This window comes from Oceaniglobus sp. K40-3, from assembly GCF_055808395.1.
On sequence record NZ_CM147868.1, the window covers coordinates 1,761,249 to 1,783,687 of the forward strand.

The following is a 22,439-nucleotide window of genomic DNA, read 5'->3' on the forward strand; positions in this document are numbered from 1 at the left end:
TGGGCAAAGGCCCGTTCGCTCAACCGGCGGGATCATGCAGGGGCCGCACGCCCGGGGTGGTGTTCATGGTTTCCACCAACATTTCGGCCAGGGCGGCGGCGGGGCGTGACAGGGGCTGTTCCCCATGCGCCAGAAGGTGCAGATCGAACGGCACCGCCGGGGCGAACGGCACCGTGCAAAGCGCCGTTTCAGGAAAAATCCGGGGGTGAGCGGATCGACAATCGCCACGCCCAGCCCCTGCGCCACCAACGCGCAGGCCGAATAGGACGGCTGGCTTTCGACCACCACGTTCGGGGCCACGCCCGCCTCGGCAAAGCGTTCGGTCACATAGCCCGCCGTAACCGTTTGAAACGACAGCGCCACCATCGCAACACCGGCCAGATCGCGCGGGGTCAGTTCGGTATGCCGCGCCAGTGGATGCCCGGCAGGCAGCGCGACGACGCATTCGGTGCGCCATGACTGCAGATGGCGCACATCGCTGCGCCCCGGCGCGGTTTGGGCAATGCCAAGATCGGCCTGACCCGCGGCGACAAGATCGGCGACGCGGGGCGAGGTGTGAACATTATGAGTGACGCGCAATCCTTTGTGTTTGCTTAAAAAGATAGACAAGGCGCGGGGCAGGATATGAAAGCTGGCCATGGGCTGGGTGGCCACGGTCAGGCTGCCGGTTTGCAGATTTTGCATGTCGTGGGCGAAACGTTTCAGCCGGGCGAGCCCGTAAAACATCCGCTCGACCTCTGATGCAAGGCTGCGCGCCTCGGGTGTCGGAAACAGCTTGCCCGCGCGCCTGTCGAACAGGGCAAAGCCAAGATCGGCCTCAAGATCCGCAATCAGGCGGCTGACCGCAGGTTGCGACACGCTGAGCGCCCGCGCGGCGGCGGTGATTGACCCGAGGCGCATGACCTGCCGAAATGCGTTGATCTGCCGGTCGTTCATTGTGGTCCTCATAACAAAACTGAATAGGGTGCCACGATAATTCTATTTGATTTTATCGCAAGCCCGAGTCCCAATAGGCCATATCGCCACCAAACGGGGAGACGTAAGATGATGATCAATCGACGGGCCACCCTGGCCCTTGCCGCCGCGACACTGATGGTCGGAACCAAAGGCGCCATGGCTGCCGAAGTTAATCTGCGAATTCACACTTTGGTGAAATCTCCGCATCCTTACAATGACATGGCGGCCTATCTTAAGGAAAAACTCGAAGCGGAAAGCGGCGGGCGGATCGCGGTCAAAGTGTTCGATTCCGGCCAGTTGGGCCAGGATCCGGCGGTGATCGGTGAGGTCGGCCTTGGCACCATCGACATGATGGTGTCCACGGCCAGCAACGCCAGCGGCGAAGTGCCGGAACTGTCGATCTTTACCATGCCTTATCTTTTTGGCGGTATGGATGAGGCGGTCGCGCAGATCGGGCCGGGCACCCCGCGCATGATCATTTTGCCGCTGCCTTTGTGGACCGTGGAACCGGGATCAAACTGTTGGCCCTTGGCGCGTCTGGTGCGCGCAACATGGCTGCGGTCGATGTCTCGATCACCTCGCCCGAGCAGCTTGAAGGCTTGCGGATGCGCACCACGCAATCGCCCATGGATTCGGCGTCTTGGTCGGCATTGGGGATGTTGCCGGTGTCGGTGGCCTGGGGCGAACTTTATGCCGCCATGCAAACTGGCGTGGCCGACGCCATGGAAAGCTCGCCTCCCGGGTACAGCGGCTCCAAGCTTTACGAAGTTGCGCCCAATCTGGCCCTGACCCAGCATCAGATCCAGATCAACCACATCTCGATTTCCCAGCGCAGCTTTGACAAGATGCCCGAGGATCTTCAGGCGCTGGTGGTGAAAACCGCGACCGAGGCCAACCTGTTGGGCGTTGAAAAGGCCAAGGAATATGACAACAACCTGGTGGAAACCCTGAAGTCCGAACATGGCGTCACCGTGTCCACACCTGACAAGGCCGCCTTCATCGCCAAGCTGGAGCCGATCCAGACCAGCCTTGCCGCCGAGCTGAGCCTTGAGCCGGAATACAAGCTGTTGAAAGGTAAGTGATTGTGCAGCCTCCGGGGCAATCCGGGGGCGCCGTCACATTGGTTTGCCATGTATGAACGTCTGTGCCATCGGGTGATGCGCATCGCCGAGGTGATCTCGGGTGCGCTGTTCCTTGCGCTTATCGGTGCGGTTGCCTTGCAGGTGGTCGCGCGCAATATCCTGTCGCTGCCCATGCTCTGGACCAGTGACGTGGCGCAATTGTTGTTCTCCTGGCTGATCTTTGTGGGCGCGGCCATCGGGCTGCGCCAGGGGGCACATTATTTCGTCGATCTCTGGCCCGAAGGCAATAGCGCCTGGCGCCGTGCCGTCACTTGGTTTGGTATCGCGACCAGCGTGGTGGTGGTGTTCATCCTTGCCGTCAACGGCTGGGAGCTGGCCATGGCGCGGGCGCGGGGCGAAATACAGAGCATCGGCATTTCGCGCATGTGGTTATATCTGCCGATCCCGGTCAGCGGTGTGATGATGGCGCTGTTCTTGGTGGAAATCGCCATGAAACAATGGCGGGGAGAGACGTTTTGAACCCTCTGGTCATTCTTTTGGGCAGCTTTTTCGCCCTGATCGCCCTGCGGGTGAACATCGGATTTTCGCTGATCCTGTCGTCGGTTCTGGTGATGTGGATCGAGGATTTGCCGCTGACCTCGGTGGTCAATCAGATGTATGCGGGAATCGACAGTTTTACCTTGCTCGCGGTGCCGTTCTTCATGCTGCTTGGCCGCATTCTGAACGCCGGGAGCATCACCACACGCCTGTTGGCGGTCGCCGATGCCACCGTGGGCCATGTGCGCGGCGGGCTGGGCCATGTGAATGTGTTCGTTTCGATGATCTTTGCCTCGCTCTCCGGCTCGGCCGCTGCGGATACCGCGAGTGTCGGCAGTATCCTGATTCCGGCAATGAAGCAGGCAGGTTACGCCCCGGCCTTTGCCGTGGCCCTGACTGCAGCCAGTTCCACTCTTGGTGTCATCATCCCGCCCAGCATCATCCTGATCGTCTATGGCGCCTTTGGCAACGTCAGTATCGGCGCGCTGTTTCTGGGGGGCGTTGGGCCGGGCCTGCTCGTGGGGCTGTTCATGATGGGGTACACGTATGTCCTGGCCCTGCGCCATGGATACCCGGCCAATCCGTTTCCCGGCGTGCGCGGTATGAGCGTGGCCATCGTGCGCGGATCGGCGCCGCTGATGATCCCGGTGCTGGTGTTGGGAGGGATTGTCGGCGGTTTCTTTACCCCGACCGAAGGCGGGATCATCGCGGTTCTCTGGGCGTTGTTCCTGACGTTCATCGTCTATCGCGACATCCCATTGCGCCTGCTTCCGGGTATTCTTCAGGCGGCGGTGGTGGATTTTGCCATTCCCATGTTCACGGTCGCATCGGCCGGGATTTTCGGCTGGATGATTGCCTATCTTGGTGCTGCGCAGATCGTGGTGGATTTCATCCTCGGGGTTACGGCCAACGCCTTTGGTATCATGTTGCTGCTCATGGGGTTTCTGCTGCTGGTCGGTATGGTGCTGAATCCGATTTCCGCCACGCTGATTTTTCTGCCAATCATTCAAGGGCTTGGCGATACGGCGGGGATAAACTCGGTGCATCTGGGGGTGTTGTCCACTGTCACGCTGTCCGTGGGCCTGATCACGCCGCCCTATGGTATATGTCTGTTGATCGCGGCGCGCATCGGCGAGGTGCCACTGGGCCGGGCCATGTGGGCCGCTGCGCCGATCTGTCTGCTGACGGTTTCCGTTGGCGTGCTGTCGCTCTGGGTGCCGGGAATCATGCTGTGGCTGCCCAAACTTCTTGTTCCGCAACTCTTTTAAGGAGGACCGTAAATGTCTCATATCAAACCAAAAGGGTCTTTCGTGGCCCTTGTCACCCCGATGAATGCCGATGGTTCCATCGATTTCGAAGGGTTTCGCACGCTGCTGAACTGGCACGCTGAAAACGGCACCGAGGCGGTGCTGATCATGGGATCGACCGGCGAGGTGTCGATGCTGAGCCCTGAAGAGCGCCGCGCCATCATTCGTGAAACGGCGAAAATGAAGCCGGGCAAGATGCTGATGTATTACGGCTGTACGGGCAATAACACGGAAACCACGATTGATTATGTCCGGTATGCCAAGGGCGAGGGCGCCGATGGCGCGATCATCGCCGCGCCTGCCTATATCTGTGCCGACAACGCGGCGATCACCGATTACATGCTGGAGGTCTTGGACAGCGCCGATCTGGCCATGGGGTTTTACAACAACCCGCCGCGCGTGAAAACCGACATGCACTGGGACGATCTGCTGAAACTCGCACCGCACGATAATATGGTGGTCCTGAAAGAAAGCACGACCCGTGTGGGGCAGGTGGCGCAGATCTGCGCGGCAAAACCGGACATGTCGATCATGTGTTGCTGTTCGCCCAATCTTGGCCTTGTGGTGCCGACCATGGCGTTGGGGGGGCATGGGACCGCGAACATGACCGGCAATATCATTCCGCGTGAAATGGCGGTGATTTCCAAGCCGTGGGAAAATGGCGAGGATGCGTTCAATCACCGCGAAGCCTGGCTGGACAACCTTGACATGCTGCATTTTGCCTATGCGGCGGTCAATCCGGTCAGCATCAAAACCCTGATGCAGGCGGTTGGGCTGCCGGCCGGACCACTGCGCAAGCCGTTGCAACCTGCATCGCCTGCGGTTCTCGCCAAGGGATTGGCGGCGTTTGATAAATTGGGCCTGGCCAAGAAGTACGGGTTGAACCGCCCGGCGCTTGCCGCCGAATAAATGGTGGTCTCGCTTTGTCATTGGGGGGCGTTCGAAGCGGTCGTGGATAACGGCCGCCTTGTGGCTGCGCACCCCTGGCCGGGCAGCGGTGCGGACCCGGTGATGATCGGAAAATGGCCAGAGTTGGTCTATTCCGACACGCGGATCAGCCAGCCCCATATCAGGCGCGGCTTTCTTGATCACGGGCATCGGGCCGGTGGCGCAGGGCGTGGCCAAGAGGAAATGGTGCCCGTCGATTGGGACATGGCGCTGGATCTTGCCGCGGATGAGCTGGCACGGGTGCATCGCACCCACGGGGCACGGGCCGTGTTCGGGGGCTCTTACGGCTGGTCCAGCGCCGGACGATTCCACCACGCCCGCACGCAGGTTCGCCGGTTTCTGGCCGCTGCGGGCGGGTTTACCGATGTCACTGGAAATTATTCCTGGGGGGCGGCGCAATTTCTGTTGCCCCACGTTCTGGGCGATGACAGCGCGGTATCGTCCGCAGCCACCGATTGGGCCACAGTGGCCGAACATGCCGATACGGTCGTTGCATTTGGCGGGCTGAACCCGAAAAATTGGCGCGTCACCTCTGGCGGGGCTGGCGCGCACCATTTGCCACAGGCGGTAGCCCGCGCGGCGGCACGCGGCGTGCGCTTTACCGTGGTGTCGCCCCTGACCGAGGACGTGCCGCCGGGCCTCGACGCCACGAGAATTCATGCGCGCCCGGGCAGCGATACGGCGATTCTGCTGGCCCTGTGCCATCAGGCGGTGATCACCGGACGCGCCGACCGCGCCTTTCTGCACCGTTATACCACTGGCGCCGATCAATTCATCGCCTATCTGGAGGGGAGCGACGGCACCGAAAAAACGCTCGACTGGGCGGCGGGGCTGGCGGATGTGCCCGTGGCCGACCTCCGCGCGCTTTGGGGACAGATCGAAACCGGGCGCGTGATGCTCAGCGCCAGTTGGTCGTTGCAGCGCGCCGATCATGGGGAACAACCCTATTGGGCGCTGATCGCGCTGGCGGCACTTTTGGGGCAGATCGGTCTGCCCGGGGGTGGGTTTACCTTTGGCTATGGTTCGATGAACGGGGTTGGCGCGGCGGGGCGGCGCGGTTTCGTGCCGGTGCTGGGAAAAGTGGAAAATCCGGTGCCCGAGGCCATTCCCGTGGCGTGTTTCCCCGAGGCGCTTGCCCATCCCGGCCGGCAGTTTGCCTTTAACGGCACGACGGTCACCGCCCCGGACATTCGCCTGATTTGGTGGGCAGGGGGCAATCCGTTTCATCATTCCCAGAACCTCAACAGGCTTGAGCAAGCCTGGAAGCGCCCGGAAACCGTGATTGTCCACGATCCATGGTGGACCCCGACGGCCCGGCGCGCGGATATTGTTTTTCCCTCGACCACGACGCTGGAGCGCAACGATATCGGCGGCACATCCCGTGATCTTTTTGTGATACCGATGCCCCGTGTTATTGCCCCCGTGGGGCAGGCGCGGGACGATTTCGATACCTTCAGCGCACTGGCCGGGCGTCTGAATTGCCGCGCGTCCTTTGATGAAGGGCGCGATGAAATGGGTTGGCTGCGCCACCTCTGGGCGCAAACCGAGGCCCGGGCGCTGGCGACAGGTGTGCAAGTGCCTGATTTCGATTTTCTTTTTTCCGGCGGTCCATGGCCGTTGCCACCGACCGCGCAACCAGAGGTGCTTTTGCACGACTTTCGCACAGATCCCGAGGCCTTTCCGTTGGCCACCCCATCGGGACGGATCGAACTGACGTCTTCGGTGATTGCGGGCTTTGATCTGCCAGATTGCCCGGGTCATCCTGCCTGGCTTGCACCGGCCGAATGGCTGGGTACGGCAGAAGACGATGAATTGCACCTGATAACAAATCAACCGGCCCGCCAGTTGCACAGCCAACTTTGGCAGGTCAGCCAGGATGGCCCACAGACGGTGCAAATGCACCCGGAGGATGCCGCCGCCCGTGGTTTGTCTGATGATGCCCGGGTGCGCTTGTTTAACCATCGGGGGGCCTGTCGGGCGCGGGTGCGGATTGATCCGGGGGTTCGGCGCGGTGTGGCGGTAATGGCCACCGGCGCGTGGTTTGACCCTGGCGAAGGCATTGAGCGGAACGGGAACCCGAATGTTTTGACAGCATGGCGTCAGACATCTTCGCTTGCGCAGGCCTGTGCCGCGCTGAGCACGCTCGTTCGGGTGGAACAGGAGGAAAAATGGACCTTGGATTGACGGGAAAGCGTGCGCTGTTGACGGGGGCAAGCAAAGGTATGGGCCGGGCCTGTGCCCACCGCTTGGCCCAGGAGGGCGTGGCCGTGACCATCGTTGCACGCAATGCCGACACGCTGGCGGCGACAGCGGCGGCGATCCGTGCCGAAACACGCGGCAGCGTGACCACGGTCGTTGCGGACATCACCACCGACGCAGGCCGCGCCGCTGCGCTGGCGGCCTGTCCGGCGCCGGATATCCTGTTGAACAATGCCGGGGGGCCGCGCCAGGGGATTTCCGCGACTGGGGGCCAGAGGTGTGGGTGGCGGCCGTGGAACAGATGATGCTGCCGCCGATTTTGATGATGCGTGCCACCGTGGACGGAATGATGGAGCGGGGCTTCGGGCGAGATCATCAATATCGCCTCGCGCAGCGTGAAAATTGCACAGCCAGAATTGGGCCTGAGCAACGGCGCGCGCTCGGGGCTGGTGGGGTTTACGGCCGGTTTGGCCCGCCAGACCGTGGCGCGGGGGGTGACCATCAACAATCTGTTGCCGGGAATATTCGACAGTGACGGTCAGCGTGAACATATCGAAGGTATGCTGGACCAGATGGGCAAGAGTTTCGACGAGGTCTGGGCTGCGCGTGCAAAGGGTAACCCGGCGGGTCGTTTTGGACAGGTCGAGGAGATTGCCGCATATTTTGCCTTTCTGTGCAGTACCCACGCCGGGTTCATTACGGGACAGAATCTTTTAATAGATGGCGGAAGTTATCCTGGTACATATTGAGATGACGTTAACGCAAGCCAGTGGTGTGGCATGAGGATTCCTGCATTTTGGAATGGAATATTGTTCACTTTTTGTTCACAAACTGACCATAGGGTCGTTGAGAAGACCAACGGGCATACTTCAGGGAGCAACGTGTCATGGAGGAAGGGATGTTTGCGCGAGAAAGTTCCACGTCTGCGCAGGGTTCAGCCATGGTGATGCAAACGTCTACGGCAGTTTTGGTGTCAGGGGCGGCAAGCGCACCGAATCTGGTTGAGGCGCTGGCACAGCGGGCTGAAGTTTTGGCCATGACCCAGGCTGCCGAGGATGCCGTCCTGCGCCCTCGGGCGCGTGGGGCGTGGGGCCACGAGGTTCGCGCAGCCCTTGCCGCGCGCGTGGCCCGGTTGAATCGGGATTTTCCTTTGGCCGATCACTATGCCACCGGTGTGGGTAAGGAAACCGCGCTGGCGGACCCGGCCTTTGCGGGCGAGGGGCCGCGGATGAAAGCTGTTCTTGCCTTCCTTGATGCGATGAGCCAGGCACCGCGTGAAATGGAACAGCGCGATGTTGCCGACCTGCAAGCCGCAGGTGTCGAAGATGCTGATATTGTGCGCCTGTCGGAATTGGGCGCGTTCATGTCCTATCAATTGCGCCTCGTCGCGGGGTTGAGATTGTTGGCGGGGGCAGGGCATGAATGATGTCATCCGAAAGTTCACCAAGACAGTGCCCGCGTGGCGGCCACGGATCACGCCTGTCGATTTAAGCATGGCGAGTGAAGAGCAGATGCAAGCCTTGCAGGTGACGCCATCCAACACCAAGGTCAGCGACTATGTTTTGGTGTTGGCGCATGATCCGGAAACTCTCAAGGTCCGCTCGTCCCTTTTCAACGGTATCATGTATGATGCGGGCGGATTGGACCGTGCATCGCGTGAGCTGGGCGCGATTGGAGCATCCATGGTTAACGGATGTGTGTTTTGCGCCGCGACCCACGCGGACCGTCACATGAAACTGACCGGGGGCGATCAGGTGGTCGAGGACATATTCCGTCACGGTCCCGATGCCCCGTTGGGCCTGCGGGACCGGGCGATCTTTGACTTCACCCGCCACCTTTCCGATGCCCCGCCAAGGGCGGACCGGGCGGATGTGGAAAACCTGGGCAAGGCTGGGCTCGACGATCTGGAGGTGCTGGATCTCGTGTTGTCCACAGCGTTGTTTGGCTGGGCGAACCGGTTGATGCACGTTTTGGGTGATCCGGTCCGCAAGACGGAGTAACCGACTGTATTTGCAGGCCATCATGACCGTGTAGAGACATTGGTGCGCGTAAACCCGACAGCGATAAGGCCGCTGCAGCATGGGCGGCAACCAATGGGGTTTCACGTGGTTCAGCGATCTGGTGCATGCGCCGTGATCTGATAAACTGGGCGCGAAACCCAAAGAATGAACGGGAAGGAAAGCCTATGCAACGCTATGGATCTGTGATCGGGGTCAAACCCGAAACTCTGGAAGAATATAAACGGGTTCACGCCGATGTCTGGCCTGATGTTCTGGCCCGCATTCGGAAATCCAATATTCGCAATTATTCGATCTTTTTGCGCGAACCGGAAAACCTGCTGTTTTCATATTATGAATACCATGGCACTGATTTTGACGCTGATATGGCCGCGATGAGCCAGGACCCGGTGACCAGGGAGTGGTGGGCGCTTTGTGGCCCCATGCAGAATCCGTTGGACAGTCGCGAACCTGGCGAATGGTGGGCCAGGATGCCATCGGTTTTCCTGATGGAGGAGTAGGGGCGCGGCAGATTCGGCCGCATAAGGCGCGCGCCGCTTTCGATGTGACGACTGAGGGGGCGCCGGGGGGCATTTTCTCCTAGAACCCCCTTTTTTCTTTTGTTATGCGATCCGGGATGCGGCAGCGCGGTTGGGTTGGCGCCAAAGGTTGTTTCCGGTTGTCCCGGGTTGGGCGTGCCATGGGGCGCGCCGCAGGGCGGCGGACCATGAAAGGAATTGAGATGCAGGTCACTGAAACCCTGAATGAGGGCCTCAAACGCGCCTATCAGATCACCGTTCCCGGCTCGGAGCTGGACGCGAAGGTGAATGAAAAACTGGCCGAGGCCCAGCCCGAGGTCGAGATGAAGGGCTTTCGCAAGGGCAAGGTTCCCATGGCCCTGCTGAAAAAGCAGTTCGGCCCCCGTCTGTTGGGCGAAGCCATGCAGGAAACTGTCGATGGCGCCATGTCCAAGCATTTTGAGGACAGCGGCGATCGCCCGGCCATGCAACCCGAAGTCAAAATGACCAATGACGACTGGAAAGAGGGCGACGATATCGAGGTATCGATGTCCTATGAAGCACTGCCAGAAATCCCTGATCTGGATGCCACATCCCTGAACCTGGAAAAGCTGGTGGTTACGCCCGACGAAGAGGCGGTTGATGAGGCGCTGAAATCTCTGGCCGACAGCCGAAAGTCCTATGAAACCAAGAAGGGCAAATCCAAGAACGACGATCAGGTTGTGATCGATTTCGTCGGTTCGATCGATGGCGAGAACTTCGAAGGTGGCGCCGCCGAGGATTATCCGCTGGTTCTGGGGTCCGGGTCGTTCATTCCCGGTTTTGAAGAGCAGCTTGTCGGCGTGAAAGCCGACGATACGCTTGATGTGACGGTGAATTTCCCCGACGATTATCAGGCCGAGCATCTGAAAGGCAAAGAGGCCGTTTTTGCCGTCACCGTCAAAGAGGTGAAAAAGCCGGGCGAAACCGCCATCGACGATGAATTGGCCAAGGGTTTCGGCGCCGAGAGCCTGGACGCCCTGAAAGAGCAGATCAGTGAGCGTCTGACGTCGGAATATTCTGGCGCGGCCCGCGCCGTGATGAAGCGCAGCCTTCTGGACCAACTGGACGAGAAGGTGAGCTTTGATCTGCCGCCGAGCCTGGTCAAGGCCGAAGCCGATCAGATTGCCCATCAGCTCTGGCATGAGGAAAACCCCGAGGTCGAGGGCCATGATCACCCCGAGATCACGCCAACGGACGAGCATCAGAAGCTGGCCGAACGCCGGGTGCGTCTGGGCCTTCTGCTGGCCGAGCTGGGCCGCAAGAACGAAATCAGCGTGACCGACGCCGAAATGACCCAAGCCGTGATGAATCAGGCCCGTCAATATCCCGGGCAGGAACGCCAGTTCTTTGAATTCGTTCAGCAAAACCCGCAGATGCGTCAGCAGCTTCAGGCGCCGATCTTTGAAGATAAGGTTGTGGATTACGTGTTTGAACTGGCCACGGTTGCCGAAAAGCCCGCAACCAAGGCCGATCTTGAGGCTGCTGTCGAGGCGTTGGACGCAGACGACTGACGCAACCCAAGACTGCGTTTCGCAAAGGGCCGCCTCGTTTGGGGCGGTCCTTTTTGTTTGCGCCCGGTTGCGCCGTGGCGATGTTGCAGGATATGTTACGGCATATTTTTCACCCGGTTTCCCCCGTTTTCCGAAGGCAATTTGAAATGTCCCTGGCCTGTGTCCTTGTGTCTGATGTGGCCGGAAGCACGGGCCTGTTCGACCGCATGGGAAATGCCGATGCCTTGGCCCGGATCGACGGTGTTCTGGCACGGATGCGGGCGTTGATCGGCGCCGCTGGCGGGCATTGTGTGAAATCCAAGGGGGACGACGTTCTGTCGTTCTTTCCCGATCCTGATGCCGCGTTTGAGGCCGCCTGGGCGATGATCAACGAACCTTGGCCAGAAGGACTGGCCATTCACGCGGGGGCCTATTTCGGCGAAATTCTAAACCATGCCAATGACATATTTGGCAATGCGGTGAACACCGCCTCGCGGTTGGCATCTCTGGCCAAGGCTGGTGAAATCTTGTTTGGCGATGCATGCCACGATGATCTGGACGCTGCGCACAAAGCGCGGTTTCTGGCCATCGGGGCGATTCCCCTGCGCGGCAAAGAGGCGGCGACGCAGGTGTATTCCTGCGCTGTCGCAACGCTGGGCACACAGACCACGGTGATTCCGGGCAAACATCTGGCGCCGAGCCGCACCGCCATTGCGGATATTTCTTTGGGTGATGCCCATTGGCAATTGGTGCCGGGGGGCGGGTGTCGATCGGGCGGGCGCCGGATAGCGATATTCTGATCAACCTGCCTTCGGTGTCGCGCAGCCACGCGGCCCTGACGATCACAAGTGGGGAGTTGGAGTTTACGGATCACAGTTCGGGCGGGAGTGCCGTGCGCCTGGCCAACGGGCAGGATCTGATGGTGCATCGGCGCACGACTCTGCTGAGTGGCGAAGGCGAGATCGTGATGGGGACGGTGGCCGCGCCGGCAAGGGGCAATGTGATCGGATTTCGGACGGGAATTCTGGATCGCCGTTAAGCCGGAATGCAGTTCATGCGATACATGAAAAAGGCCGCGCAAGATATTGCGCGGCCTTTATAGTTTTCCAGTGAGCGACGATCAGTTGTCGTCGTCGGTAGCCACCGGCGAGGGGCCATCGTCGTCGCCGCCGAAATCATCGGCAGCGGCGCCACCGATATCATCGAACAATTCCTGAATCTCGAATTCGGCGGCGGCTTCTTCTTCCGCGGCCAATTCCTGAATCGACTTGCCCGAGGCCTGCAATTCGGCCTCTTCGGGCGAACGGGCGACGTTCAGTTCGATCTTGGCTTCCACTTCGGGGTGCAGGGTGACCAGCACGGTGTGAATGCCCAGATCCTTGATCGGGGCGGTCAGCGCGACCTGCTTGCGATCAATGGTGAAGCCTGCTTCGGTGGCGGATTCGGCGGCGTCACGGGTGGTGACAGAGCCATAAAGCGCGCCGGAGTCCGATGCCGAACGAATCACGACGAACTGTTGTCCATCGAGTTTTTCGGCCAATGCCGCAGCTTCTTTTTTGGTTTCGAGGTTGTTGGCCTCAAGCTGGGCTTTTTGCGCGTCGAATGCGGCGATATTGGCCTGCGAGGCCCACATCGCCTTTTTCAGCGGCAGCAGAAAGTTGCGGGCATAGCCGGATTTTACATCGACGACTTCGCCCATCTGGCCCAGCTTGGCCACACGTTCCAAAAGGATGACTTGCATGTGCTTGCTCCTCAGTTCACGGCATAGGGCAGCAGGGCGAGGAAGCGGGCGCGCTTGATGGCCCGGGCCAGTTCACGCTGCTTTTTCGCCGATACGGCCGTGATGCGGGACGGCACGATCTTGCCACGCTCAGAGATGTAGCGTTGCAAAAGGCGCGTGTCCTTGTAATCAATTTTCGGTGCATTGTCGCCAGAGAACGGGCAGACCTTGCGGCGGCGGAAAAATGGTTTCGTTGCCATGGGTTAGCTCCTCTAGCTCAGCGGCGTTCGCGGCGGGTTTCACGCTCGTCGCGCTTTTGCATCTGGATCGACGGGCCTTCGGGCAGCACGTCCATCTTGATGGTCAGCACGCGCATCACGTCGTCATGGAGGCGCATCAGTCGCTCCATTTCCTGAATTGCGGCGGCGGGGGCATCGGTGCGCAGATAGGCATAGTGGCCCTTGCGGTTCTTGTTGATCTTGTAGGCCATCGTTTTGACGCCCCAATATTCGTGATCAACCACCTTGCCGCCATTGTCGGCAAGGACCGTGCTGAAATGTTCGATCAATCCCTCGGCCTGAGTGTTGCTCAGATCCTGACGGGAAATGAAGACATGCTCATAAAGCGGCATGTGCTCTCCTGTTCTGTGTTCAAGCGCACTTCAAAGCCCGGCGGTAATCCTTCCGTTGCCGGTCACGAGAGGCTGCGCAGGGTGCAAATACTCACGGAAGGATGGGCGCTTTTAGGCGGGGCGGGGCGGTGATGCAACCCCGGTAATACCGTTGGACTGCAAACGTCGGGTCGCCAAATCGGCATCGGCGTGCCGCATTTCTGCCCAGATTGGCCTTTACCGATTTGTTAACCGGACCTTGGTAGTAGAAATCATGACCAAACGCTCGCCCCTTTCGCCCGCTGGCCCGCAACCGACATTGTCGATGTTCGATGTGTACAGCGGTTATGTTCTTACGCAGGGGTATAATGCCCTGATATATGTGGTTATGTGGGAAAGGGTCATGCGGTTTGTTGCGATTGCGGCGCTGGTGGCTTTGGGGGCGTTCTGGCTTTTGCCCGGTACGGCCAATGCTGGCGATGTTCTTCCCCTGAAACTGATTCTGACGATGGCCTTGGCAGCGCTGGCCATCATGCTGTTCTGGGCCGCCCGGGCCCGCCCGCAATATGAAAGCCAGATTGATCTGATCCATTGTGAATTTCGCCAGGTCATGCGCGCGGCGAGCGGTATCGAACGGCAAATGATGTGTATCCCCTTCTCGGAAGTGGAAAGCCTGTTTATCCGACGCAATCGGGCCGAACCTGCGGCATCCTGCCTTTACATGCGGATTCGCGGGGCAGATGAGGCTGTTTTGCTGGGCGTCAGCCACAACGAGGCGCTGGAAGCGGTCCATCGCCGGATGAGCGTTGATCTGGCCAAGGCGCGCAGCATCGCACAACGTGAACGCCCCATCCCCCGCAGCGATGCCGCAAAGGGTGCTGCGGTTGCCGGAATGCAAGCGGCCTGACCGGCGTCCATCCCGATGGGCGCATTCGCGATTTGACCTTGAACGGTATGGCATGACCCGTTGTTCTGATGATGCGCCTGCGTCAGATCGGAACAATCGGCTGAGTTTTGGGGCGTTCTTGCGCCCTCTTGCCGTGCGAGTTGCACGCCCATCCATTGCACTGTATCCGTTAACCATTGAAAGAGGCCGCTATTTTACAGGGAGCGCCATGGGATGAGCCGTGCATTTGTATTTCCGGGCCAGGGCGCCCAATCTGTCGGGATGGGGCGGGCGCTGGCCGATGCCTATCCTGCGGCCCGTGCCGTTTTTGATGAGGTGGACGACGCGCTTGGTGAAAAGCTGTCGGCGCTGATCTGGGACGGAACAGCCGAGGACCTGACCCTGACCGCGAATGCCCAACCGGCGTTGATGGCAACCTCGATCGCGGCCATGCGGGCGCTGGAAGCCGAGGGGATAACCGTTGCAACGGCGGCTTTTGTGGCGGGCCATTCCCTGGGCGAATATTCGGCGCTGACGGCTGCCGGGGCGCTGACCCTGGGCGATACGGCGCGATTGTTGCGCCTGCGCGGCGAGGCGATGCAGGCAGCCGTGCCCGTGGGACAAGGTGCCATGGCGGCGGTTCTGGGCCTGGATCTGGCGGCGGTAACCGAACTGGCGGCCGAGGCAGCGGAGGGCCAGGTGTGTCAGGCGGCCAATGACAATGACCCGGCACAGGTGGTTATTTCCGGCGAAACGGCGGCGGTGCAGCGGGCTGTGGAGATGGCCAAGGGCAAAGGGGCGAAACGTGCGATCTTGTTGCCGGTCTCGGCGCCGTTCCACTGTGCATTGATGGCCCCGGCAGCCACGGCGATGGAGGCGGCCCTGGCGGATGTGGCGATTGCTGCGCCACAGGTGCCGGTGGTCAGCAATGTCACCGCCGCGCCCGTTTCCGACCCGGACGAGATTCGCGGCCTGTTGGTGCAGCAGATCACCGGCGCTGTGCGCTGGCGTGAAAGCGTGGCGAATATGGCCGGGGCGGGGGTGAACAGTTTTTGGGAAATCGGCGCCGGTAAGGCGCTGTCGGGTATGATTCGCCGCATCGCCAGGGATGTGGAGGTGGTGAATGTTGCCACGCCAGACGATGTTGCGGCGCGGCGAGAGGCTTAATTGGGACGAAAGCGGAAAAATGATGTTTGATCTGACGGGAAAATGCGCGCTGATTACAGGGGCTTCGGGCGGTCTGGGCGGCGCAGTCGCGCGCACCTTGCACGGCGCGGGCGCCACGGTGGGCCTGTCGGGCACGCGCGAGGCCCCCTTGCAGGAATTGGCGCAATCCCTTGGCGAACGGGCGCATGTTCTGCCCTGCAACCTGTCGGATCGCGCGGCCGTCGATGCCCTGCCAAAACAGGCGACAGAGGCGATGGGGGCAGTGGATATTCTGGTGAACAACGCGGGAATCACCGCCGATGGCCTGATGCTGCGGATGAGCGATGAGCAGTGGGACAAGGTGCTGGAAATCAACCTGACCGCCGCGATGAAGCTGACGCGCGGGGTGTTGCGGGGCATGATGAAGGCCCGTTGGGGGCGGGTCATCAATATCTCGTCCATTGTCGGCACCACGGGAAATCCGGGGCAGGCCAATTATGCGGCCAGCAAGGCGGGAATGATCGGAATGGCGAAATCTCTGGCCCAGGAAGTGGCCAGCCGGGGGGTGACGGTGAACGCTGTCGCACCCGGGTTCATCACGACCGATATGACGGCTGTTTTAACCGAAGATCAGAAGAAATCGCTGCTGACACAGGTGCCGGCGGGGCGCATGGGGGACGCGGATGAGATCGCCGCGGCGGTGCTCTATCTGGCCAGTTCCGAGGCCGGTTATGTCACCGGCGCAACCCTGCATGTGAACGGCGGCATGGCGATGTATTGACGGGAACACGGGCCATTGGCGGGCCGTGGGGGCCGCGTTTTGGCCGCAGGTGAAAGCGATTGCCTTATCCAGACGATATGATATAGGCGGCGCACGAATTTCGCGGGAGCGCTTGGCGAACCCGCAGAAGACTGCCATATGGTAGGACGAGTGGCCCACGGGTCGGACTGACAGCGGGGCCATAATTCCCCGAGGAACCTAAGAGGAAGTGACATGAGCGACATCGCAGATCGCGTTAAGAAGATCGTCGTCGAGCATCTGGGCGTTGAAGAAGATAAAGTGACCGAGAACGCTTCGTTCATCGACGACCTGGGCGCTGACAGCCTGGATACGGTCGAATTGGTCATGGCTTTTGAGGAAGAGTTCGGGATCGAAATCCCCGACGACGCCGCCGAAACCATCCAGACCTTTGGCGATGCTGTGAAGTTCATCACCGAAGCCTCCTGAGGGGGGCGTCCCGGAAATGTCCGGGGGCAAGACTGTAAAGCGGTGTTTCCGGTTGGATGCGCCGCTTTTTCCATTTTCGGGGGTGGCCCGGCGGCGTGATGCCCGCCTGTGCGCCGCCTCTTTCGTCGCCGCGAGGGGCGGTGTATTACTTCGGCAAAAGACGTTAGCGAGGAGAAGCATATGCGGCGAGTTGTTGTCACGGGATTGGGCATGGTCAGCCCTCTGGCCAGCGGTGTCGATGCAACCTGGACCCGGCTTCTGGCCGGGCAATCGGGGGCCGGTATGATCAAGCGATTCGACGCCGGACACCTGGCCACCGGATATGCCTGCGAAGTTCCGGTTGGCGACGGCAGCGACGGCACGTTTGACGCCAACGCATTCATGGAGCCGAAAGAGCAGCGCAAGGTTGACGATTTCATTCTTTATGGCATGGCCGCCGCGCAACAGGCCGTGGAAGATTCCGGCTGGATGCCCGAAGACGAGGAAGACCGCATTCGCACCGGTGTGATGATCGGTTCGGGAATCGGCGGGCTGCAATCCATTGCCGAAACCGCCGTTTTGCTGAAAGAGCGCGGGCCACGGCGGGTGTCGCCGTTTTTCATTCCCGGCGCTTTGATCAATCTGGTGAGTGGTCAGGTTTCCATCCGTTATGGGTTCAAGGGGCCGAACCACGCTGTGGTTACGGCCTGTTCTACCGGCGCCCATGCCATCGGCGATGCCGCGCGCCTGATCCAATGGGGCGATGCTGACGTGATGATCGCGGGGGGAACCGAAAGCCCGATTTCCGAGATCGGAATCGCCGGATTCAACGCCTGCAAGGCCCTGAGCACGGGGCGCGGCGATGATCCGACCAAGGCCAGCCGCCCCTGGGACCGCGACCGTGACGGGTTTGTCATGGGCGAAGGCGCGGGGGTTGTGGTGCTGGAGGAATACGAACACGCGGTGGCGCGGGGGGCGAAAATCTATGCCGAGGTGATCGGCTATGGCCTGTCGGGCGATGCCCATCACATCACCGCACCGCCCCCCAACCACGAGGGCGCCGAGCGGGCGATGAGGGCCGCCGTGGCCCGGGCCGGGATCGACGTGGCAGATATCGATTATGTCAACGCCCACGGCACCAGCACCATGGCCGACACGATCGAGTTGGGCGCGGTCGAGCGGCTGTTGGGCGATGCGGCGGGGGGTGACCATGTCATCCACCAAATCCTCGACCGGGCATCTGTTGGGCGCTGCGGGCGCGATCGAGGCGATCTTCTGTATTCTGGCCATGCGCGATCAGGTGGCACCGCCGACGATCAACCTTGAAAATCCCGACGCCGAAACGGTGATTGATCTGGCCGCAAACCACAAGGTCGAGCGGGATATTGACGTGGTGCTGTCCAATTCGTTCGGGTTTGGCGGAACCAACGCCGCGCTGATCATGCGACGGGTTACCGACTGATGTGGCGTCACATTGCTTCTAATTTCCTGTCGTTTTTCATTGTTTTGCTGATTGCTGCCGGTGCACTGGTGGCCTGGGGCAAGGCCCAATACACCAACGAGGGGCCGCTGGCGCAGGCGATCTGTCTGAAGGTTGAAAGCGGGTCCACCATCCCGCGGGTGTCCGAGGATCTGGCCGAACAGGGGGCTGTTTCCAGCCCTTACATCTTTCGTATCGGGGCGGATTATTCCGACCGGTCGGGCGCGCTCAAGGCCGGGAGCTTTCTGGTGCCTGAGGCAGCGTCGATGGAGCAGATCGTCGATATCATCACCCGTGGCGGGGCGTCGACCTGCGGGGTGGCGGTGGTGCTGAACATCGGGGTGACGGCCCTGCAAATGCGGGTGCGCGAGCTGGATCCGGTGACAAACCGTTTTGTCAGCAAGGCCGAGTTTGACCCGGTTTCCGGTGATGCCCCGGACGAATATCTGAAGGTGCGCGATCAGGCCGACACCCGGTTCAGCATTTCCATGGCCGAAGGCGTGACAAGCTGGCAGGTGGTCGAGGGGCTGAAGGCCGCCGAATTCCTGACCGGTGAGGTGGAGACCGTGCCCGATGAGGGCGTTCTGGCGCCCGACAGTTACGAGGTGCGCCCGGGGGCGGACCGGGCCGAGTTGATCGCCCAGATGAGGGCGGCGCAGGATGAACGGTTGGCCGAAGCCTGGCGCAACCGCGACGATGATCTGCCGGTGCGCACGCCGGAACAGGCGTTGATTCTGGCATCGCTGATCGAGAAAGAAACCGGTGTTCCGTCTGAGCGCAAAGAGGTTGCAGCGGTGTTTGTGAACCGCCTGCGTAAGGGAATGCGGCTTCAGACTGATCCGGCGGTGATTTATGGCATCACCAAGGGGCAGGGCGTTCTGGGCCGGGGTTTGCGGCGCAGCGAGTTGGACCGCGACACGCCGTATAACACCTATCGGATCGACGGGTTGCCGCCGACGCCCATCGCCAATCCGGGGCTGGCCAGCATTCAGGCGGCGGTGAACCCGGCGCAGAGTGATTATCTGTTCTTTGTGGCCGATGGCAGTGGCGGCCATGCGTTTTCGACGACCCTGGCCGAGCATAACGCCAACGTGGCGCGCTGGCGCGAGATCGAGGCCGAGCGCGCCAACGAGTGAGCGATTGGGCGGTCCCGTTAGGAATTTGTTAACGGGACCGAACGCTAGGTTGCTGATATAAAACGAAAACATTGACTTTTGCGCGCTGTTGGGGTACACCCATCAAGCAGTGACGCGACATGATGAGAGCGACCTTGGCCTGACGGCCTTGTGTCGCTTTTTTTATGCGCGATCGGACGGGGGTTCCTTAGCAAATGGGTGCCCACATAATGGCGAACGCCGACACGATGAGAGAGACCGAACCATCCCAGCTTTTGCTGCGGGAGGCCGAGGAACACTATGCCGGTGCATTGGAAGAACTGATCGCCATGCGCCTTTATTTTCGGGAATGTACGGAGATTTCCGAAGCTGAAATCAAGCGTGTCACCGGCAATTATGCCCGCGCCACGCAGACCCTTTTTGACGAAAGGAAAAAAGTTGAAGAGCTTAAGCGGCGCAACCGCGGAATCGTTAACGACTATGCCATCGACTTTGACGCCGTGCGCGGTGAGATCGGGGGCGCGCTTGATCGCCTCCGCGCCCATCGCGGCCCAGTCTGAGTTTCTGGATGGATTAAGCGAGGAGGCCCTTCTGGGCCTTCCCTATCTGTTTGAATTCTGGGCGATGGAGCATCAACTGCCCCCCGGGGGCGATTGGCGTACATGGGTGATCATGGGGGGCCGGGGTGCGGGCAAGACGCGCGCCGGGGCCGAATGGGTGCGCGCCGAGGTTGAGGGGAACATGCCCCTTGATCCCGGGCGTTCCCGGCGCGTGGCGCTGATCGGGGAAACCCAGGATCAGGTGCGCGAGGTGATGATTTTTGGAGAATCGGGTATTCTGGCCTGTTCGCCCCCGACCGTCGCCCGGTGTGGGAGGCGGGGCGCAAGCGGCTGGTCTGGCCCAACGGGGCGGTGGCGCAGGTGTTTTCCGCGCACGAACCCGAGGGGCTGCGCGGGCCGCAGTTTGATGCGGCCTGGGTGGACGAGTTGGCCAAGTGGAAGAAGGGGGACGAGGCGTGGGATATGTTGCAGTTTGCCTTGCGGCTGGGGGATGATCCGCGCCAGTGCGTGACCACGACGCCGCGCAATGTGTCGGTATTGAAGTCGATTTTGGCCAACCCGTCGACGGTGCTGGCCCAGGCGCCGACCAGCGCGAACCGGGCCAATCTGGCGGGTTCGTTTCTGGATGAGGTGGTGGCGCGGTATCACGACACGCGGCTGGGGCGGCAGGAACTGGAGGGACAGTTGTTGGAAGATGCCGAAGGGGCGCTGTGGAATATCGGCGCTTTGGAGGCCTGCAAGGTGTCTGAACGGCCCGAGGTTTCGCGCATCGTTGTGGCGGTTGACCCGCCGGTGACGGGCGGGAAATCATCGGATGATTGCGGCATCGTCGTGGTTGGCGCGATCACCACAGGCGAGCCCGAAGGACTGGCGCGCCGTGGTGTTGGAGGATGCCAGCGTTTCGGCGGCGTCGCCCATGCAATGGGCCGAGGCGGCGGTGGCGGCGGCGAAGCGGTGGAACGCCGACCGGCTGGTGGCTGAGGTGAATCAGGGGGGCGATCTGGTGGAAACCGTGGTGCGCCAGGTGGACCCGCTGATCGCCTATCGTGCGGTCCATGCAACGCGGGGCAAGGTGGCCCGGGCCGAGCCTGTGGCGGCGCTGTATGAACAGGGCCGGGTGACGCATATGCCGGGGCTGGGTGCGCTGGAAGAACAGATGTGCCGCATGACCACCGCCGGATTTGAGGGCGCGGGCAGCCCGGACCGTGTGGATGCCCTGGTCTGGGCGCTGCACGATCTGATTCTTGCGCCCTCTGTTGCGCGGATGGCCCCGAAGGTGCGTACGCTGCGTTAGTGTGATGGTTAACCCTTTGTGGGAAAGTGATCGCACAAGTTGATGTGGCCCCCCTGCGGCATCTGGCCAGGGGGCCGGAAGACCCCGAACAGTGACAGCATGAGAACAGGTTGCGCCCGATGTGGGGCGCTGGCCCGGTTTTCTGTTGTCCGCACATAGGAGCGGAACATGGTGTTTGATTTTCTGAAGCGATCAGCCCCGGCAGCGGCCCCCGAGGCCAAGGCATCGGCCACGGGCAAGGTCGTGGCCTGGGGGGATCGGGGCGCGTGGCCTGGAGTGCGCGCGACACCGCTTCGCTGACGCGGTCGGGGTTTGTGGGCAATCCGGTGGGGTTTCGCTGTGTGCGGCTGATTTCCGAGGCGGCGGCGGCTTTGCCGTTGGTGTTGCAGGATGCCGAAACGCGGTACGGGGCGCATCCGGTGTTGTCGCTGATCAACCGGCCCAATGGCGGGCAGGGGCGGGCGGAATTGTTCGAGGCGCTTTACGGACAGGTGTTGCTGTCGGGGAACGGGTATCTTGAGGCGGTGGGCGCGGGGGGCGTGCCGCTGGAACTGCATGTGCTGCGGTCTGATCGCATGACGCTGATCCCCGGGGCGGATGGCTGGCCTGTTGGGTATGAGTATTCCGTGGGAGGCAAGGCGCATCGGTTCTCGGTGGAAGATGGGATAAGCCCGGTCTGCCATATCAAATCGTTCCATCCGCAGGATGACCATTACGGGTTGTCGCCCATGCAGGCGGCGGCGCAGGCGCTGGATGTTCACACGGCGGCGTCACGCTGGAGCAAGGCGTTGCTGGACAATGCGGCGCGCCCGTCTGGGGCGATTGTATATCGCGGGGCCGATGGACAGGGGCAGTTGGGCACGGATCAATATGACCGGCTGGTGGCCGAGATGGAGGCGCATCATCAGGGGGCGCGCAATGCCGGGCGGCCGATGTTGCTGGAGGGCGGACTGGATTGGAAACCCATGGGGTTTTCACCATCGGACATGGAATTTCAGAAAACCAAGGAAGCGGCAGCGCGGGAAATTGCCCTGGCGTTCGGGGTGCCGCCGATGCTGTTGGGCATCCCCGGCGATGCGACCTATGCGAATTACGCCGAGGCGCACCGGGCGTTTTACCGGCTGACGGTTTTGCCCCTGGCGGCAAGGGTTTGTGCGGCGGTGTCTCACTGGCTGGCCGGGTTCAGCGGTGAGGCGGTGGAGCTGAAATACGATCTGGATCAGGTGAGCGCCCTGAGTGGCGAGCGGGATGCGCAATGGGCGCGGGTGGCGGGGGCCGGTTTCCTGAGCGATGTGGAAAAGCGGGCGCTGCTGGGCCTGCCTGCGTTGGAGGGTGAGGAGTGAA

The 22,439-nt window shown here is 61.3% G+C and carries 21 protein-coding genes and 5 pseudogenes; 22 read left to right on the forward strand and 4 right to left on the reverse strand.

The window, feature by feature from the left end:
- Positions 1-63: 63 nt before the first annotated feature.
- On the reverse strand, positions 64-936 hold the full coding sequence (locus AC0L7P_RS09130; RefSeq protein WP_473432550.1) for a LysR substrate-binding domain-containing protein: 873 nt from the start codon (positions 934-936) through the stop codon (positions 64-66).
- A gap of 240 nt (positions 937-1,176) precedes the next feature.
- On the opposite strand from AC0L7P_RS09130, the pseudogene AC0L7P_RS09135 reads away from it, so the two are divergent.
- From AC0L7P_RS09135 to AC0L7P_RS09195, 13 genes and pseudogenes are all read left to right on the forward strand, one after another.
- Positions 1,177-1,335 (forward strand): annotated as a pseudogene (locus AC0L7P_RS09135) (hypothetical protein); the annotation flags it as partial.
- A gap of 116 nt (positions 1,336-1,451) precedes the next feature.
- A complete protein-coding gene (locus AC0L7P_RS09140; RefSeq protein WP_473432551.1) occupies positions 1,452-2,039 on the forward strand; it encodes a TRAP transporter substrate-binding protein in 588 nt (195 codons plus the stop codon).
- Positions 2,040-2,087: 48 nt separating this feature from the next.
- Positions 2,088-2,558, forward strand: coding sequence for a TRAP transporter small permease (locus AC0L7P_RS09145; protein ID WP_473432552.1), 471 nt, complete (start codon positions 2,088-2,090; stop codon positions 2,556-2,558).
- Positions 2,555-3,844 (forward strand): TRAP transporter large permease, encoded by a 1,290-nt coding sequence (locus AC0L7P_RS09150; protein ID WP_473432553.1) that lies wholly within the window; start codon positions 2,555-2,557, stop codon positions 3,842-3,844. Before AC0L7P_RS09145 ends, AC0L7P_RS09150 begins: the two co-directional genes overlap by 4 nt.
- Before the next feature lie 12 nt (positions 3,845-3,856).
- Positions 3,857-4,792, forward strand: a complete 936-nt coding sequence (locus AC0L7P_RS09155; protein ID WP_473432554.1) for a dihydrodipicolinate synthase family protein — start codon at positions 3,857-3,859, stop codon at positions 4,790-4,792.
- On the forward strand, positions 4,793-7,015 hold the full coding sequence (locus tag AC0L7P_RS09160; protein ID WP_473432555.1) for a molybdopterin-dependent oxidoreductase: 2,223 nt from the start codon (positions 4,793-4,795) through the stop codon (positions 7,013-7,015).
- Positions 7,000-7,779 (forward strand): annotated as a pseudogene (locus AC0L7P_RS09165) (SDR family oxidoreductase). The gene AC0L7P_RS09160 and the pseudogene AC0L7P_RS09165 overlap by 16 nt, the downstream one beginning before the upstream one ends.
- A gap of 191 nt (positions 7,780-7,970) precedes the next feature.
- The gene (locus AC0L7P_RS09170) at positions 7,971-8,456 is read left to right on the forward strand and encodes a hypothetical protein (RefSeq protein ID WP_473432556.1); all 486 of its coding nucleotides are present in this window, start codon (positions 7,971-7,973) and stop codon (positions 8,454-8,456) included.
- Positions 8,449-9,030: a peroxidase-related enzyme gene (locus AC0L7P_RS09175; protein WP_473432557.1), complete on the forward strand. Its 582-nt coding sequence runs from the start codon at positions 8,449-8,451 to the stop codon at positions 9,028-9,030. Before AC0L7P_RS09170 ends, AC0L7P_RS09175 begins: the two co-directional genes overlap by 8 nt.
- A 185-nt stretch (positions 9,031-9,215) precedes the next feature.
- Positions 9,216-9,548 carry an L-rhamnose mutarotase gene (locus tag AC0L7P_RS09180; RefSeq protein ID WP_473432558.1) on the forward strand — a complete coding sequence of 111 codons (333 nt, stop codon included), beginning with the start codon at positions 9,216-9,218 and terminating at the stop codon, positions 9,546-9,548.
- Positions 9,549-9,769: 221 nt separating this feature from the next.
- Positions 9,770-11,098 (forward strand): trigger factor, encoded by a 1,329-nt coding sequence (tig, locus tag AC0L7P_RS09185; RefSeq protein WP_473432559.1) that lies wholly within the window; start codon positions 9,770-9,772, stop codon positions 11,096-11,098.
- A gap of 146 nt (positions 11,099-11,244) precedes the next feature.
- Positions 11,245-11,877 carry an adenylate/guanylate cyclase domain-containing protein gene (locus AC0L7P_RS09190; RefSeq protein ID WP_473432560.1) on the forward strand — a complete coding sequence of 211 codons (633 nt, stop codon included), beginning with the start codon at positions 11,245-11,247 and terminating at the stop codon, positions 11,875-11,877.
- Positions 11,841-12,116, forward strand: coding sequence for an FHA domain-containing protein (locus tag AC0L7P_RS09195; protein ID WP_473432561.1), 276 nt, complete (start codon positions 11,841-11,843; stop codon positions 12,114-12,116). Before AC0L7P_RS09190 ends, AC0L7P_RS09195 begins: the two co-directional genes overlap by 37 nt.
- 81 nt (positions 12,117-12,197) lie before the next feature.
- Here the strand turns inward: AC0L7P_RS09195 and rplI are convergent, their stop codons facing one another.
- From rplI to rpsF, 3 genes are read right to left on the reverse strand one after another with little or no spacing between them, the layout of a single operon-like run.
- Positions 12,198-12,818: a 50S ribosomal protein L9 gene (gene rplI, locus AC0L7P_RS09200; protein ID WP_473432562.1), complete on the reverse strand. Its 621-nt coding sequence runs from the start codon at positions 12,816-12,818 to the stop codon at positions 12,198-12,200.
- Between the two features lie 11 nt (positions 12,819-12,829).
- Positions 12,830-13,057, reverse strand: coding sequence for a 30S ribosomal protein S18 (gene rpsR / locus AC0L7P_RS09205; protein WP_099823931.1), 228 nt, complete (start codon positions 13,055-13,057; stop codon positions 12,830-12,832).
- A 17-nt stretch (positions 13,058-13,074) separates the two neighbouring features.
- Positions 13,075-13,428: a 30S ribosomal protein S6 gene (rpsF, locus tag AC0L7P_RS09210; protein ID WP_473432563.1), complete on the reverse strand. Its 354-nt coding sequence runs from the start codon at positions 13,426-13,428 to the stop codon at positions 13,075-13,077.
- Positions 13,429-13,579: 151 nt separating this feature from the next.
- Here rpsF and AC0L7P_RS09215 point away from each other — a divergent pair, with 151 nt between their 5' ends.
- The 9 genes and pseudogenes from AC0L7P_RS09215 (at position 13,580) to AC0L7P_RS09255 (ending at position 22,438) form a co-directional block, all read left to right on the forward strand.
- The gene (locus AC0L7P_RS09215) at positions 13,580-14,314 is read left to right on the forward strand and encodes a hypothetical protein (protein WP_473432564.1); all 735 of its coding nucleotides are present in this window, start codon (positions 13,580-13,582) and stop codon (positions 14,312-14,314) included.
- 213 nt (positions 14,315-14,527) lie between these two features.
- Positions 14,528-15,460, forward strand: a complete 933-nt coding sequence (gene fabD / locus AC0L7P_RS09220; RefSeq protein ID WP_473432565.1) for an ACP S-malonyltransferase — start codon at positions 14,528-14,530, stop codon at positions 15,458-15,460.
- Between the two features lie 22 nt (positions 15,461-15,482).
- Complete coding sequence (gene fabG / locus AC0L7P_RS09225) at positions 15,483-16,220, forward strand: 3-oxoacyl-[acyl-carrier-protein] reductase (protein ID WP_473435428.1); 738 nt, start codon at positions 15,483-15,485, stop codon at positions 16,218-16,220.
- A 213-nt stretch (positions 16,221-16,433) separates the two neighbouring features.
- A complete protein-coding gene (locus AC0L7P_RS09230) occupies positions 16,434-16,667 on the forward strand; it encodes an acyl carrier protein (RefSeq protein ID WP_066009325.1) in 234 nt (77 codons plus the stop codon).
- A gap of 180 nt (positions 16,668-16,847) precedes the next feature.
- Positions 16,848-18,108: pseudogene (gene fabF, locus AC0L7P_RS09235) on the forward strand (beta-ketoacyl-ACP synthase II).
- Entirely contained in the window at positions 18,108-19,262 is a 1,155-nt protein-coding gene (gene mltG / locus AC0L7P_RS09240; protein ID WP_473432566.1) for an endolytic transglycosylase MltG, read from the forward strand. Before fabF ends, mltG begins: the two are co-directional and overlap by 1 nt.
- Before the next feature lie 209 nt (positions 19,263-19,471).
- Positions 19,472-19,801, forward strand: a complete 330-nt coding sequence (locus tag AC0L7P_RS09245) for a hypothetical protein (RefSeq protein ID WP_473432567.1) — start codon at positions 19,472-19,474, stop codon at positions 19,799-19,801.
- Positions 19,722-21,095 (forward strand): annotated as a pseudogene (locus AC0L7P_RS09250) (DNA-packaging protein). The gene AC0L7P_RS09245 and the pseudogene AC0L7P_RS09250 overlap by 80 nt, the downstream one beginning before the upstream one ends.
- Positions 21,096-21,263: 168 nt before the next feature.
- Positions 21,264-22,438, forward strand: a pseudogene (locus AC0L7P_RS09255) (phage portal protein).
- The last annotated feature ends 1 nt before the right edge of the window (position 22,439 follow it).